This window comes from Pseudomonas sp. R2-60-08W (assembly GCF_003852335.1).
Lineage (GTDB): Bacteria > Pseudomonadota > Gammaproteobacteria > Pseudomonadales > Pseudomonadaceae > Aquipseudomonas.
Genome location: NZ_CP027731.1, coordinates 1,214,115 through 1,229,349, shown reverse-complemented (window position 1 = coordinate 1,229,349; position 15,235 = coordinate 1,214,115). Strand labels below are relative to the sequence as shown.

Below are 15,235 nucleotides of genomic sequence, written 5' to 3'. Positions count from 1 at the left end.
TATCCGTTGCTGCGGTAACGGCGGCTTAGGGTTCCGCCCTTACGGCGTCTCACTTTTGAAAAGCGCAAAAGTAAGCAAAACGCTCTTGCCCCACCACTCGGCACCTCGCCTAGGCTCGGTGTGCCCGTAATCCGACAGTGATTTGGGGGGCCGCCGCCACGCGCCATCCATGGCGCGGGGCGGCTAAACCGGCATCCCTGCCGGTTTACCCCCCAAATCACTGTCGAATTCCGGCCAGCGTGGTTTAACGGGGCGCCTAGATCAAGAGCAAGATCAAGAGCGGCTCGCTTCGCATCGTGGTTAGCGTAGGCTGCTGCTACACAGTTGTGTAGATACCTATGGCCATCGGGGGCAAGCCCCCTCCCACATGGGTTTTGCGGCGTTTATTCGATCAGGACAATGCTACGCCCAATCAGGACCAGCACGAATCGCGTTGTCGCTGCAGGTCTAAATGTGGGAGGGGGCTTGCCCCCGATGGCGGTGTGACTGACACACCACCATCCCAGGCAAGCCCTCAGGCTACAGAACGCACCGCCCCATTGGTCGGCTGCAACTTGAACACGTAGAACAACACCGTCAACAACACCAGAAACGCAGGCCCGACATACAGCGCCACGCGGGTGTCCGGGAAGTAAGCCATCAGGCCCACCACCAGCACCAGGAACGCCAGCGCCAGGTAGGAGCTGACCGGGTACAGCCACATGCGGTACTTGAGGCCCGCCTGCTCGGCCGGGCTCAGGCCTTTGCGGAATTTGAGCTGGGCCAGCAGGATCATCAGCCAGGTCCAGATCGCGCCGAAGGTTGCGATGGAGGTGACCCACACGAACACCTGGTCCGGCACCAAGTAGTTGAGCAACACGCCCAGCAGCAAGGCAAAGATCGACAGCAGCAGCGCCTTACGTGGCACGCCATTGCTTGAGGTGGTGCCGAACGTCGCGGGCGCCTGGCCGTTCTGCGCCAGGCTGTAGAGCATGCGCCCGGTGCTGAAGATGCCGCCGTTGCACGACGACAGCGCGGCGGTGATCACCACGAAGTTGATGATGCCCGCTGCGGTCTTGATGCCCAGGCGCTCGAACGTCATCACGAACGGGCTGCCCTGGGTGCCGATTTCATTCCACGGGTAGATCGACAGGATGACGAACAACGCGCCCACATAGAACAGCAGGATGCGCCAGAACACCGAGCCGATGGCGCTGGGGATGGTCTTCTGCGGGTTGCGCGCTTCACCGGCGGTGAGGCCGATCATCTCCACGCCCAGGTAGGCGAACATCACCATCTGCAACGACATCAATACGCCTTGCACGCCGTTGGGCATGAAGCCGCCATGGGTCCACAGGTTGGAGATGCCCAGCGCCACGCCGTCATTGCCAAAACCGAAAGCGATGATGCCGACGCCGCCGATCACCATGGCAATGATGGTGACGATCTTGATCAGGGCAAACCAGAATTCGAATTCACCGAAGGCCTTGACCGCGATCAGGTTGATGGTGCCCATGCTGATCAGCGCCGCCAGGGCCCAGATCCAGCGCGGGGTGTCGGGGAACCAGACGCCCATGTACACCGCCACGGCGGTGATTTCCGCGATGCAGGTCACCAACCACAGGAACCAGTAGTTCCAGCCGGTCAGGAAACCGGCCAACGGGCCGAGGTAGTCCTGTGCATAACGGCTGAAGGAACCGGCGACCGGGTTGTGTACGGCCATCTCGCCGAGGGCACGCATGATCACCAGGATGGCCAGGCCACCGATGATGTAGGACAGCATGATGGCCGGGCCGGCCATTTCGATGGCCTTGGCCGAGCCGAGGAACAGGCCGACACCGATACAGGCACCGAGGGCCATCAGGCGAATATGCCGTTCACCCAATTCGCGTTTGAGCGGGCCGCCTGAAGCGGTCTCGCCATGGGGCAGTTGGTTGCCGACTGGCATAGGGATACAACCTCATCTTGTTATTGGATTGTCCGTCGAGTTTCCACGGTGCAAGCCGGTAAGCCTGCGCCCTTGTTGAAACCGGGGCCGCCTCATGGACGGGCCCGTCTTGCCAGGCAAGATCAACGGGGCGTGCAGTATAAAAAGCCCGGAGTAGGGCCTTTCACTATAAAAACGAGGCAATTTAGGGGAAGCGTTGGTCAAAATGCAATTTTACAGGAGCATCTGACCTGCATCGGGCGACAAAACGTCGCGGAGGCGCCGCTGTAGATCCACCGGAAAATTCCTACACTCAAAACACAATTCCCTCACACCCAGCCATCAGCGACTAAACTTCAGGCAAGTCCGATCTATCTGCGTGAAGGGATCAATCGACTATGGGCGCACTGTGGCAAACCGAATCGAGCAAGGCTGCGAAAGTACATGGCAGTTCGGACCCAGCGCCTTTATCCAAAAATAAACCCAGGCCTCGTTACGCACGGCGCCTGTTCTGGTTGATTGTGTTGATGGCGCTGGCGGCCCTGGGGTTTGCCGTCGCCAAGGAGCTGCGCACCTCACGCCTGCAGGCCCAGGAACTGAGCCGCCTGGCCCGTGACCTGACCTATCGGTTGGAGCCCGGCCCCAGCCCGGCAATCGCCTATCCCGGCGCCGGGCCCTTCGACCGGCGTCTCGGTTACAGCGACCTCGGCACGTTCCTGCCACGCTTGCTCAAACGCGGTTATGTGATTGAAACCCAGGCGCGCTTTTCGGCCGAATTGATGGACTACAGCACCAAGGGCCTGTTCGTGCCCTACGCGGAAAAAATCCAGGCCGGGCTGTCCATCACCGACTGCCGCGCCGTGCCGCTCTACCAATACAACTATCCGCAACAACTGTACGAAAACTTCGCCGCGATCCCGCCGGTGGTGGTCAACAGCCTGCTGTTCATCGAGAACCGCGACCTGCTCGACCCGGCTCAGCCCGAAGCCAACCCGGCGGTGGACTGGCCGCGCTTCGCCAAAGCGGCCTGGTCACAAGTGGCCAGGCTCCTGCATTTGCCCGGGCAGACCGCCGGTGGCAGCACCCTCGCGACCCAGCTGGAAAAGTACCGTCACTCCCCCGACGGCCTGACCCTGTCGGGCGGCGAGAAACTGCGGCAGATGTTTTCCGCCAGCGTACGCGCCTACCAGGATGGTCCGCAGACCTTGCAGGCACGCCGCAATATCGTGCGCGACTACCTCAACAGCGTGCCGTTGTCCGCCGTGCCCGGTCACGGTGAAGTGCATGGCCTGGCCGAAGGGTTGCGGGTGTGGTACGGCGCCGACTTCAACCGCACCAACGCCCTGCTCGCCGACAGCAGCGCGCAAAACCTCGGGCAAAAAGGCCTGGCCCTGCGTGAAGTGTTGTCATTGATGATCGCCCAGCGCCGGCCCTCGCACTACCTGTCCAAGGGCCACGCCGAACTGGCGAACCTGACCGACAGCCACATTCGCCTGCTCGCGCAGAACGCGGTCATCGACCCGGCCCTGGCACAGGCCGCCCTGGCCAGCAAGGTGAGCTATCGCGATTGGCTGCAACAGCCGACGATTCAACCGATTGAAACCAACAAAGGCATCAGTGTTGCCCGCAGCCGCCTGGCCGCCCTGCTCAATCGCCCGCTGTACGACCTCGACCGCCTGGACCTGTCCGCCACCAGCACCTTGCAGGATGACTTGCAAACCCGAGCCACCACCTACCTCAAGCACCTGGCCGACCCCGCCTTCGCCGGGCAAATCGGCTTGCTCGGCCCGCGCCTGTTGACGCCCGCCAGCACCGCGCAAGTGCGCTACAGCTTCACGCTCTATGAGATGACCGCCGATGGCGCACGGGTGCGGGTACAGACCGACAACACCGACCAACCTTTCGATATCAACGAGAGCAGCAAGCTGGAACTGGGCTCCACCGCCAAGCTGCGGGTGCTGACCACCTACCTGCAAATCATCAGCGAACTGCACGATCGTTATGCCGACCAGCCCCCCGCCGAGCTGAAAAAGATTAGCGTCGACGAGCAGGATCGCCTGTCGCGCTGGGCCGTGGATTACCTGGCGCAAAACCGCGACCGGAGCCTGCCGAAGATGCTCGACGCGGCGCTCGAGCGGCAATATTCGGCCAGCCCCGGCGAACGCTTTTTCACCGGTGGCGGCCTGCATCACTTCAATAACTTTCGCAACGAAGACAACGGGCGTAACCCCACGCTGCGCGAGGCCCTGCGTGAGTCGATCAACCTGCCGTTCATTCGCCTGATGCGCGACCTGGTGCGCTACAGCACCTATCAGGGCCCCAACAGCAGCGCCGAGTTGCTCAAGGACGACAGCGACCCACGCCGCCAGGAGTACCTGGCGCAATTCGCCGACCGCGAGGGCACCACCTTCCTGCTGCGCTTCTGGAAGCGCTACCGCAACAAAGACACCCAGGCCCGGCTCGATACTTTTCTCGACAGCATGCACCCCACCGCCATGCGCCTGGCCGCAGTGCACCGTTATCTACTGCCCCAGGCCAACCAGGACAGCTTCAACCGTTTCGTGCGCGCGCACCTGCCCACCAAGGCCCCGGAAAAACTCACCGATGAACGCCTGGCCAAGCTCTACAAGGATTACGGTCCCGGCGCCTACGACCTGCCGGACCAAGGCTATATCGCCAAGGTCCATCCACTGGATTTGTGGCTGCTCGGTTACCTGCTGAACCACCCCGACGCCACCTTCACCCAGGCCGTCGCCGCCAGTGAGCACGAACGCCAGGAAGTCTACGGCTGGCTGTTCAAGAGCCGCCACAAGAGCGCCCGCGACAGTCGCATCCGCACCATGCTGGAGATCGAAGCATTCCTGGATATTCATCAACGCTGGCAGGCTGTGGGCTACCCGTTCGATCACCTGGTGCCGTCCCTGGCCACCGCCATTGGCAGCTCGGGAGATCGCCCGGCGGCCCTGGCGGAGCTGGTCGGGATCATTCTCAATGACGGTGTGCGCGAGCCGACCGTGCGTATCGACAGCCTGCACTTTGCAGCCGGCACCCCGTATGAAACCCGCTTGGTCAACAACCCGGACCGAGGCAAGCGGGTCATGCCCAGTGAAGTCGCCAACGCCTTGCGCGAGGCGTTGTCCCAGGTGGTGGATGCCGGTACCGCAAAACGTGTGGCCGGCAGCTTCAAACTGGCTGACGGCACACCCCTGGCCATGGGCGGCAAGACCGGCACCGGCGACAACCGCATCGAAGCAATCGGTGCCGGCGGGCGCCTACTCAGCTCCAAGGCGATCAACCGCACCGCCACCTTTGTGTTCTATATCGGCGACCGCCATTTCGGCACGCTGACCGCATTCGTCCCCGGCGCCTCGGCCCAAGGCTTCACCTTCACCTCGGCATTGCCGGTGCAAGTGCTCAAGGGCATGGCGCCGCTGCTCAGCCCTTATTTGCAACCCGGCAGCCGGACGCAGTGCCAGCCAGGGGAGCAAGCTCTTTCAAAGTTAAAATAACTTACCGATTTAAAGGGTTAAAACTCACTCTGAGAATATAAATTCTGCATTCGCACAACAACCCGCACACTTCAGTCCTAACTTAGCTGCAATATATTGAACGTTTGTTCTTGATTTCGACGGATAGGCTAGGCACTCGAGCCACTTAACGAGTTCAACTTGATGCCTATACGTTCACTGCCTTCCAGCACGTCTGCGCGTGCCTATAAAGGCCCTCACTATGACTTGATCAAACAGACAATTCCGGACTGGCTTGCCACCGCCTCCCTGGCCCGGGCCCATCAGATGAGCGCCGCCGACCTTTCTCGACTGCCCGCTTACACCCGCGCCCTCCCCGCACAGCATCAAGACCTGCAAACGGCCAATGCTGAAGGCTGGCGGACGCAAAATGCCGTGGACCGACAACTGCGCGACATACAGGACGTGTATGCCTTTGCCCAACCCCTGCTGAAACAAGCCATTCTGGACAAGTACCACCTTGACCTGAACGTCAAATCAACGTTTCTGCACCTGTATATCGCCAAGAAACTGCCTAAGTACGTCCACAGTTTTTTCAAGGGCGTGACCAGCCGTAAGGTGTCATTGCTCGACGCGGCCTTGCAGAACTTTGCCGTCGGGGAATCCTTCGAAAGCGACTCCAGCTATATCACCCGTCCCGACTACCGTGGCCACTTCCAGCCCCTGGCGTTGAGCGACACGATGTCCATCCCACAGTTCAAGGCCTTGTGCCGTGAACTGGACCTCGGCGCACGCTATCAACAACACCTGAACAACTACTTGCTGCCAACGGATCTGGACGCACGCACCACCTTGAAAAACCAGGTCATCGCCAGCCAGAAAGCCGCGCTCAAGGCGGCGGCACACCTGGCTTACCTGCCCACCGACGGCCAACAGGTCGCGGACCTGAGTGCCGCGGCCTACCACGTGTTGATGCGCGCGTTGCGCGGCGAACGTGGCGTGATGCGGTTCTATCAACTGCACATCCTCGATGCTTCACTGAGCGGTATCCTGCTGATCGCCGCTGACCTGGATCGGGTTTCCAGCGTCTCGAAACTGATCGCCTACATCCCCCATGACCCCGAGAGTCCCGTCAAGGAGTACACCTCCAGCCTTGCGTTCATGCTCGACCTGACCCGCAAGCTGCAAACCAATGCGTCGATACCGTCTCGCCAGGGGCAAACCTATCAACAGTTCTTCAGCCAGTTTGTCGACCATAACCAACGCGGGCATTTCTTTGCCGGACTCAATCAGCGGCTGCCCAACGTTCGGTGGCACCCGGCGCAGCCACTGGAGCCGCGCCCTCAATGGCGGGAAGCGCCGCTGGACAATCCCAACCTGCACTTCTCCTCGCCCGCCATTGAGGGCGATCTATGGGAATACCGCTACCAGCAATCCTTCAACAAGATATTCAACGACGCACGCAGCATCGCGGTGCCTACGGCCGACGCCGACAGAGCAGAGCGCTGGGCCTGGTGGGACAACTTCACAAAAATCCTCTCGGATATTTTCAATGTCGCGCTGCTGGTCATCACTCCGTTCGTGCCGTTCCTCGGCGAGCTGATGCTGGCATACACCGCCTACCAACTGGCCAGCGATGTGATCGAAAGCGTGGTAGACCTGGCCGAAGGGCAGTTTATAGAAGCCGCCGAACACCTCGTCACGGTCGCCACCGATACGATCCAACTGGCACTCTTCGCCGTCGGTGGAGAAGTCGCGAGCGCGTTCAAACGCTCGCTCTTCGTCGACAATTTGCGCGCGGTTGAAGTCGGCGGGCAACAGCGCCTGTGGAACCCGGACCTGGCGCGTTACGCCCACGACAACCTGCAGCTGGCGAGCGACTCTCAGCCCGATGAACTGGGCCTGCATACGCACCAGAACCAGAAAGTCCTGCCGCTGGATAACCGGCACTACGTCATCGAATACGACGCCACCCACCACACCCATCGCATCAAGCATCCCACCCGTCCCGGCGCCTATTCACCCAGCATCGAGCATCACGCCAGTGGCGCGTGGATCCATGAAGGCGAGGCCCCCAACACCTGGGACAGCGAGACGCTGCGTCGGCGCCTCGGGCCTGCGGTGGAGGACCTCAGCCCCGCCCAACTTGCACAGGCCTGCCAGACCAGCGGCACCCACGACGACGCCTTGCGCATGATGTACGCCCAACGCAACACCCCACCGCCGCTATTGGCCGACAGCCTCAAACGGATAAAGCTGCGCCAGCAACTCGAAAGTGCCCCGCAGCAGGTTCGCACCGGGGCCAGTGCGGATCTGCCGCCCAACTGGACGGTGCAAACCACCACCGAACTCCAGGGTTGGCCAGCAAACAAAGCCATCCAGGTGTTCATCAACAGCGACTTGACCGGCCACTCCATCGTCTACGGCGCCACTGACGTCACCGCTGCCAACACCCTGCGCCTCAGCTATCAGGCTGTGGAAGCCGGCCAGTGGTTCGAACAGGTCATCGCGTTCCTGAGCGACACCGAGCGGATGGCCTTGCTTGCAGCGCCCGGCGCGCAAACCCTGCCCGAACCCGTCATGGCGCTGCGTGAGCGCCTGGCCAATGAGTTGGTGCAGCAGAACACCAGCGTGTTCAACCACCTTTACAGCACCCATGAAGCGCTCAATACCCCGCAGGGCCGACTGATTCAACAGCAGTTTGCGCTATTGCCCAAAGACCTGGTGACCACGTTGCTGCTGCGCACCTCGCCACAAGAGTCGAGCGTGATGAGCCGTGAACGGCGCATCCCCTTGCGCCTGAAAAACCTGGCCCGGGAACTGACCAATGAAGTCCGCGCCAGCCATGCCAGTGAAGGCCTCTACCACGACGCCTTGCTGACCCCGGACACCGAGCGCATGGCCCTCAATATCGTGCGCCTGCACACCGATGCCCTGGGCGACTTGAACGTTGCCATTCACGATCAGACGCCCAGCGGCAGCCTGCGTTGCCAGGTGGGGCCGGCCGACGCGGGCACGAAAAAAATACTCCTGTACAAGGGCCAGGGCCGTTACCAACTGCACGCTGCGTCGCCTTCCACCCCGCCGCCGCAGTACACCTTTTATGAAGCGTTGTTGCGCGCGGTCCCCACGGACACGCTTGACTACCGGCCAGGTCAAGGCGCGAACTTCAAGGAATGGCTCAAAGCGCAACTGGCGCCACCGGCCGAACGCCGCAACGTGATAGCGGACAGCCCGCTAGCCCCGGCTGAGCAGCGCACCACACAACACTTACTGCAAAAACCCATGTGGGGGGCTTTCCGCCGATGGGTCCTGAGGCAACCCCCACAGCCGCCGACCCCTCGGGAAACACTGATGAAGCTGTGCCCACGTTTGACTGAGGAACAGATCCAGAAAGTGCTGCCCCACCTGAGCACTCTGCAAGGCGAGCAACTGCTCGGCACACTTGAAGCTGACCATGCGACGCTGCACGAAGACCTGAACAGGTTCCGCAAAAAACCACTCGTAGACCCTATGGCAAGCACCGATCAAGCCCTGCTTGAAATACACACTCGGCACCAGGTCATCCATGGGTTGACTGCCTGCTGGGAAGACGGTGCCTACCTGCGCATGCAACCGATGGAAGCGAAAACCCGCGGTGCCCTGCTGGACTTGAACGGGCTGGCCCTGGGTCTTCACCTGGAACGCCTGGGACCACTGCGAGCAGACTTCAGTCATGTCACCCGCTTGAATCTCAGCGGCTCAGCGCTGGGCGATCGCGAATTACCCTTTCTCGATAATTTCCACAACCTGCGCGACCTGGACCTGTCGGCCAATCGTCTCGACAAGGTGCCGTCGCAGATATTGCCCATGAACGGCCTGACCGTCCTGAACCTGGGTGACAACCCTATTGCATGGTCGCCCTCCGACCACGCCACGCTTAAACAATGCCCACAGTTGCGCGCCTTGAATCTGGAAGGTAATACCCGCCTGGAAACCCCACCGGATGTCAGCCAAATGCCGGAGCTGCGCCTGCTGGTACTCAATAGAGCCGGTATCACTCAATGGCCGCAAGGGCTGGAAAGCCCGAGGCCCGCCCTGCTGAAACTGGACCTGAGAAACACGGCGATCAACACCGTCCCCGTGTTTGCGCCAGAAACTCCCGCCGCCGGGATTGTGGCCAACAGTTGGCTGGATATGACCAGGCTTGAATTCGAGGATGAACAACGCTTCGTCAGTTATCGCCGGGCCCAGGGGATCGACCCTTACCGCACCACGCCTCGCGGCGGTAAAACCGACAGCCAATTCTGGATGGTTGGCCTGACACCTGAACAGCGCAACACGGCACAGAAGGTGTGGGACGAGGTGGAAGCGGAACACGGCTCCCAGGGTTTGTTCGAGGTGTTCAGACTGTTGCAGCCGCCTGCAGGTTTTCAAACCGAAATCGATGCGCAGTTGTTTGAACAAGGTCGCGAGGACCTCTCCCAGCGAATCTGGCAGGTGGTGTTTCGTGCCTATGAGAACACCGGGTTTCGCGAGCGGGTATTCAGTTTGGCCGGCCCACCGGCCCTGTGCGCAGATGCCGGGGCCCATACGTTCAACCGTATCGGCGTGGAAACCCTGCTGGAAATCATCCGCAATGACAACAGCCCTCACCTCGAACGCCACCTGGTGACACTGGCCAAGCAGACCTGGCGCCTGGAGCAGATCAACCAAATCGCCCACAAGGAAATCCAGCATCGCGTCGCGCCAGAAAGCGAGGGCGGATTGGGCCAGGCGTTTGGCAGCGGTGAAAACCAGGTCGATGATGTGCAGGTGTACCTCGCCTACCAAACCGGGCTCAAACGCCGTCTCGACCTGCCGTGGCTGTCCGAACACATGGTCTACCGCAACACGGCCGGGCTGACTCAAGAACATCTGGATACTGCGGTGCGCCAGGTTATCGAGCTGTCACAGGGCGACGGCCTGGTCAATGGCATTCTTGAGCAACCGTTCTGGGCCGACTACCTGCATGACGCCCATCTGGAAGCGTTCAAGGCTCAAGCCGAGAAACGCACACACGCCGGCAGCCAACTGGAGGATTTACGGGATGCCCACGCGGAATGGATCGGCGCCGAGGTGACGCCTGAGCGCAAGGCACGTTTGCGCGAACAGATCATCACGCTGGCCAATGAACTGACGATCCCCCATACCGTGGTGCTGGCCGAAGAACCCTTCTCCGATGCCACTGTGCGACGGCTTTACAGTGACATCCAGGATGACTACAACGAGTTGGCGCGCCGTTTGACGCGACAAGCACTGCTGGATGCGTACGAATAACCGAACGCGTCACAAGCGACGTACAGGTACTGGGCCGAGACGATTCAGCCGTTTACTTCCACAACCCTGTCAGTCCCGCCTTCCACCACCTGAAAGCGATACACGCGACCGGGCTGTTTCTCGAAACTGAACACCCGCCCCGGGAAGATGTGGTTCTTGGTAGTGGGTGCACAATCGGTTCGATTGCTGGCCGAACAGTCCTTGAACTCATCCACCACCACCACCGTGTTGCCGGCATTGCGCAAGGTGTAGTTGCGGCCGCCGTTTTCGATCCGAGTGTCATAACGGCTGTCCTTGGGCCGCACGAAAAATACCGTGCCGTAGCCGGCCATCACCCGCACGCCACCCGCGACCTTGTCCTCATAAGCCTTGCGCTCCTCTTCCGTGGCCCGGAACTCGTCATCCTTCTCCGGCGCCACGGGCAGGTAGCGCACCCGGAAGTACCGCTCGCGGTCACGTTCGCCCATGAATACAAAACGCGTGTTCTGCATACCGGTGGCCGGCACGATCAGCCGCGCCGGGCTGGCGATCAGGGCGTCCAACTGGTTCTTGACCGGGACTTCGTCATACGTGCCGTCAGGCTTGTAGAGCATCTCGGTCACGCTGATCTTGACGAAGGCGGTACTGGTGCCGCCATTGAATATGCGCTTGAGGTAGTTGTTTTTATCACCACTCAAGTAGTCGTAAAAATCCCCGACATGAATGGCCGGCCCGGCCTGGACATTGACGGACCACAGGCAGAACACCAACACAGCAGATAGATATTTCATAAGCACCTCGCTAAATCGTTCGACATCACGGCCTCACCGCATCAAACAGCAGATGTACGCTGCCAAAGTATTCACCCGGCGTATAACCGCCCTCAGGCTCTACCGCGGCAATCTCCAACAACACCCGTTTACCGAAACGGGCTTCGGCTTCCGGCACCACCAGGGTTTCGTCCAGGCTCAACACCTGGCCGTTGAAGGTGACGTTCAACGCAATCGAACGAGGGCCGTTGGACAGGACGGGCGCCTGGTTCAGGCGCGCCGCAATGCCGCCGCCGCTGTTCTTCACATCAAAGTGTTCACGTAGCGGTTTGAGGGTGCCCGGCACCAGGTGCCAGGCCATTTCCTGCTCACGCTCCAGGAATCCGGGGTTGATCGGCAGTACATAAAAGTCGCGGGTGGGAATGGTCACCGACACGTCGAAGACCTGCACTTCGCGAATGGCCAAGGCCTGGGCACTGAGCAACACCCCGATCACCAACAGCAACATCCCCAGGACGACTTTGCGGAATTTGCCCGCATGAGCTCTCTCAATGACCATCAGCCTTTGACCTCATGTGTGTTTTTCTCGCCGCCCTCGATCAGGGTAAAGCGATAAGTGCGACCGGCCTGCTTGGTAAAGCTGAAATCGCGACCGGGCAGGATGTGGCTCTTGGTGGTGGGCTGGCAGTCCTGGGGTTCAGCGGTGGAGCAGTCCTTGAACTCATCGACCACCACCACACTGTTGCCCGCGTTGCGCAACCCGTACTCGCCCTCACGGTCTTCGGTGCGCGTGTCAAACCGGGTGGTTTTGGGGCGCACGAAAAACACCGTGCCGAATCCCGCCAACACCGTGACGCCTGCCGACAGGCTGTTTTTGTAGGCCTCGCGATCGTCGCTGGAAACGCCAAACTCATCGTCTTTTTCGGGCATTACCGGCACGAAGCGCAGGCGAAAATAGCGCTCGCTTTCGCGCTCGCCCAGGTACAGCAAGCGTGTGCCCTGCATGCCATTGGCCGGTACGATCATGCGCGCCGGGGTGGCCATCAGACCGTCGCGGGCGGTGTTGTCGGCGTTGCTCTTAAGCTCCACTTCCTCAGACGAGCCGTCAGCGTTGTAGATAATTTCCATCACCGCGACCTTGATAAACGCCGTGCTGTCGCCGCCATTGAAGACACGCTTGAGGTAGGTGGATTTATCGCCGTCGAGGTAGTCGTAGAACACCCCGACATTGATGTTGGGGGCGGCCTGTGACAGCGACGACCAACAAAGCGCGGACAGCGCAAATAGATACTTCATTCGCATGATTAAAGTTCCGAATCCCAGATGACCGTTGCCTGGCCCGAATAGGTGGTGCCGCCTTGGGTCACCATCGTGTCGGCGTGTTCTTTCTTGACCTCGAAGTGCAAAGTTCCGGGGCGACGGTTGACGTAAAAGCCTGGCTGGAATACTTCGGTGCCAGCACCACTCAAGAGCAATGGCTGGCGATTCACGGCGCCTCCGTCCGGGCGGGTCAATCCATGGGGCAGGCTTACGCTGATATCCAGGGGCACTTCATGGTCGTCACCGTTTTTCAAGGCGCAGGTGTCGCCGATTACACGCTCGCACTCCAACTGCATCTTGAAACGCGAAGACGCGGAGATATTGAAGGTCTGGTCGCGGAATAGGCGTGCAGGTTTTCGGCCCTGGTTCAGCCAGGCTTGCCAGCCGCCCTGAGGTACCAGCTCGATACGGTTACCCCCCGCTGGGACCTCGACATTGAGATCGTGCTCCACGCTCAAGGTGAAGTTAAACGTGATGCTGTTTTTGGAGGGGATCATCACGTCACCGAAGTCGTAGTCCCCACCCGGCCCCATGGTGTAAGTGATACCTCCCCTGTACTGACCACCGGACATTTCCAAGGGGTTGGGAGCCCTGAGTTCGTAGGCATACTCCATGGTATTAAAACGCAAGGTCGCCAGGTCCTTAGAAGGTTGCCGGCTGCAGGCCCCCGCCCCTTCAGGTGTCAGCCAAAAATACGAAGCGGTGGTGACACCGGCTGCAAGGTGGTTGGTACTTTGGCAGGGACTCGGAGCTCTCCGCCACTGGGTCGTCCACGCAATCCCGGGCTGCCCCCACGCTGAGACGCCTGGAGGCCGGGGAACGGTCCATAATCCCCCAATACCGGCGATACGCAGCTGTACGGTCTCGGTTTCTCCAGTGGCCATGTGCGTTACGGTCAAGTCACGCCAATCGGACGGCACCTTGACCATGAACCCCTGCCGCTCATCCTCATGATTAGCCACAATCGGTGCAATGGAGGCCGCGGTAAAGTTGTTGTCTCGCAGGCTGAAAATGTTCAGTGCCTTGCAACGGGCCGGAATATGGGCTGAGCAAATCGAACTGATGGGCGTAGTGTTCTCGAACTTGTTCACCATGGGGTTGCTGGGGTCTGGTCGGAAAACTGCCGTGATCTCTTCAGTACTGCCTAGTGCCGACGAACTGAACACACAGCTTCCCCACCCGAAAAACAACAGGCCCAATGAACCGCGCTGAATCTGACGTTTCAGCCATATACTTTTCATTTAATAAAAATCTCCAAGCTCCGGTAATGACACGTTTAGAGTTCCGACTCCCAAATGGCCGTTACCTGGCCCGAATAGGTGGTACCGCCCTGGGCCACCATCGTGTCGACGTGTTCTTTCTTGACCTCAAAATGCAGCGTTCCCGGGCGGTGATTGACGTAGAACCCTGGCTGGAACTCCTCGGTACCAGCACCGCTCAAGAGCAAAGGTTGCCGGTCAACGCCGGAGCCATCGGGACGAGTCAGGCCGTGGGGAAGGCTTACGCTGATATCCAGGGGGACCTCGTGGCCGTCACCGTTTTTCAAGGCGCAGGTGTCGCCGATTACACGCTCGCACTCCAACTGCATCTTGAAACGCGACGACACGAAGATGTGGAAAGTCTGATCGCGGAACAACCGCGCGGGTTTGCGGCCCTGGTTCAACCAGGCTTGCCAGCCGCCCTGAGGGACCAACTCAATACGATTACCGCCCGGAGGAAGCTCGACCTTAAGGGCGTGCTCCACGTCCAGAACGAAGTTGAGCGTTAATAGGTTGTCGTCGGGCAACATGACGTCACCCATGTCGAAGTCCTGGCCAGGGCCGATCAGAAAATTATGAGTCCCCTCATAAGTGCCCGATAACATACCCAGAGGGTTCGGTGTGATCAGTTCATAGGAAATACTCAAGTTCGAGTATTTGAAGTCAGGGAGGATGTGCGTAGGGCGCTTGAAGCAAACACCGGCGCCTGGAGGTACCCGCCAGAAAAACCCGTAATAGTAAGCGTTGCCATACCCTACGCCGCCATATTGACACGGGGATGGAGCATTGACCCAGTTGCTCCCCTCCCATGTACCCTCATGCAGTGGCTGCGTCTGCTCATGGGCTCCGCCTATACCGCTGACCCGCAGGAGAACCTGTTCTGTATGCCCTATCTCCCGATGCCTGACAGTCACTGCCGTTAACGAAGAAGGGACTTGGAACATCGGCCCGTTACGTATCTCGTCCAAAGGCTGAATCGGAACGACGGCGTTGAAGCTGATCGGAAAATTGATGCTGAACACCCCATTTTGACAATACGCCGGGTGATCACGGCAATACCCTCCAGGCGGCGTGGTGTTCTCAAACTGGTTCGCCATCGGGTTGCCGGGATCCGGACGGAACACTGCCGTGATCTCTTCAGTAACGCCTGGCGCCGACGAGCTGAACAACAGGGCCGCTGCCACGGCCACAACCTGACTAAACAGTGCGCTCATGGTTTTCATGCTGATGGATGAC

8 protein-coding genes are annotated in these 15,235 nt (G+C 60.1%); 2 read left to right on the top strand and 6 right to left on the bottom strand.

The window, feature by feature from the left end; genetic code table 11:
* Window positions 1-514 precede the first annotated feature (514 nt).
* On the bottom strand, window positions 515-1,927 hold the full coding sequence (locus tag C4J90_RS05440; RefSeq protein WP_124361474.1) for an amino acid permease: 1,413 nt from the start codon (window positions 1,925-1,927) through the stop codon (window positions 515-517).
* Window positions 1,928-2,304: 377 nt separating this feature from the next.
* On the opposite strand from C4J90_RS05440, the gene C4J90_RS05435 reads away from it, so the two are divergent.
* On the top strand, window positions 2,305-5,415 hold the full coding sequence (locus C4J90_RS05435; RefSeq protein ID WP_124419372.1) for a transglycosylase domain-containing protein: 3,111 nt from the start codon (window positions 2,305-2,307) through the stop codon (window positions 5,413-5,415).
* A 162-nt stretch (window positions 5,416-5,577) separates the two neighbouring features.
* Window positions 5,578-10,671 (top strand): NEL-type E3 ubiquitin ligase domain-containing protein, encoded by a 5,094-nt coding sequence (locus C4J90_RS05430; protein WP_124419371.1) that lies wholly within the window; start codon window positions 5,578-5,580, stop codon window positions 10,669-10,671.
* Between the two features lie 44 nt (window positions 10,672-10,715).
* On the opposite strand, the gene C4J90_RS05425 is transcribed toward C4J90_RS05430, so the two are convergent.
* The 5 genes from C4J90_RS05425 to C4J90_RS05405 all read right to left on the bottom strand — a co-directional run bounded on the left by C4J90_RS05425 (window position 10,716) and on the right by C4J90_RS05405 (window position 15,222).
* Window positions 10,716-11,441 (bottom strand): molecular chaperone, encoded by a 726-nt coding sequence (locus C4J90_RS05425; protein ID WP_124361471.1) that lies wholly within the window; start codon window positions 11,439-11,441, stop codon window positions 10,716-10,718.
* A gap of 25 nt (window positions 11,442-11,466) precedes the next feature.
* A complete protein-coding gene (locus C4J90_RS05420; protein ID WP_256658917.1) occupies window positions 11,467-11,979 on the bottom strand; it encodes a CS1 type fimbrial major subunit in 513 nt (170 codons plus the stop codon).
* The gene (locus tag C4J90_RS05415) at window positions 11,979-12,716 is read right to left on the bottom strand and encodes a molecular chaperone (RefSeq protein WP_124365110.1); all 738 of its coding nucleotides are present in this window, start codon (window positions 12,714-12,716) and stop codon (window positions 11,979-11,981) included. Before C4J90_RS05415 ends, C4J90_RS05420 begins: the two co-directional genes overlap by 1 nt.
* Window positions 12,717-12,724: 8 nt before the next feature.
* Window positions 12,725-13,369 carry a hypothetical protein gene (locus C4J90_RS27280; protein ID WP_305955584.1) on the bottom strand — a complete coding sequence of 215 codons (645 nt, stop codon included), beginning with the start codon at window positions 13,367-13,369 and terminating at the stop codon, window positions 12,725-12,727.
* 647 nt (window positions 13,370-14,016) lie between these two features.
* Window positions 14,017-15,222, bottom strand: a complete 1,206-nt coding sequence (locus C4J90_RS05405) for a hypothetical protein (RefSeq protein ID WP_256658915.1) — start codon at window positions 15,220-15,222, stop codon at window positions 14,017-14,019.
* Window positions 15,223-15,235: the final 13 nt, after the last annotated feature.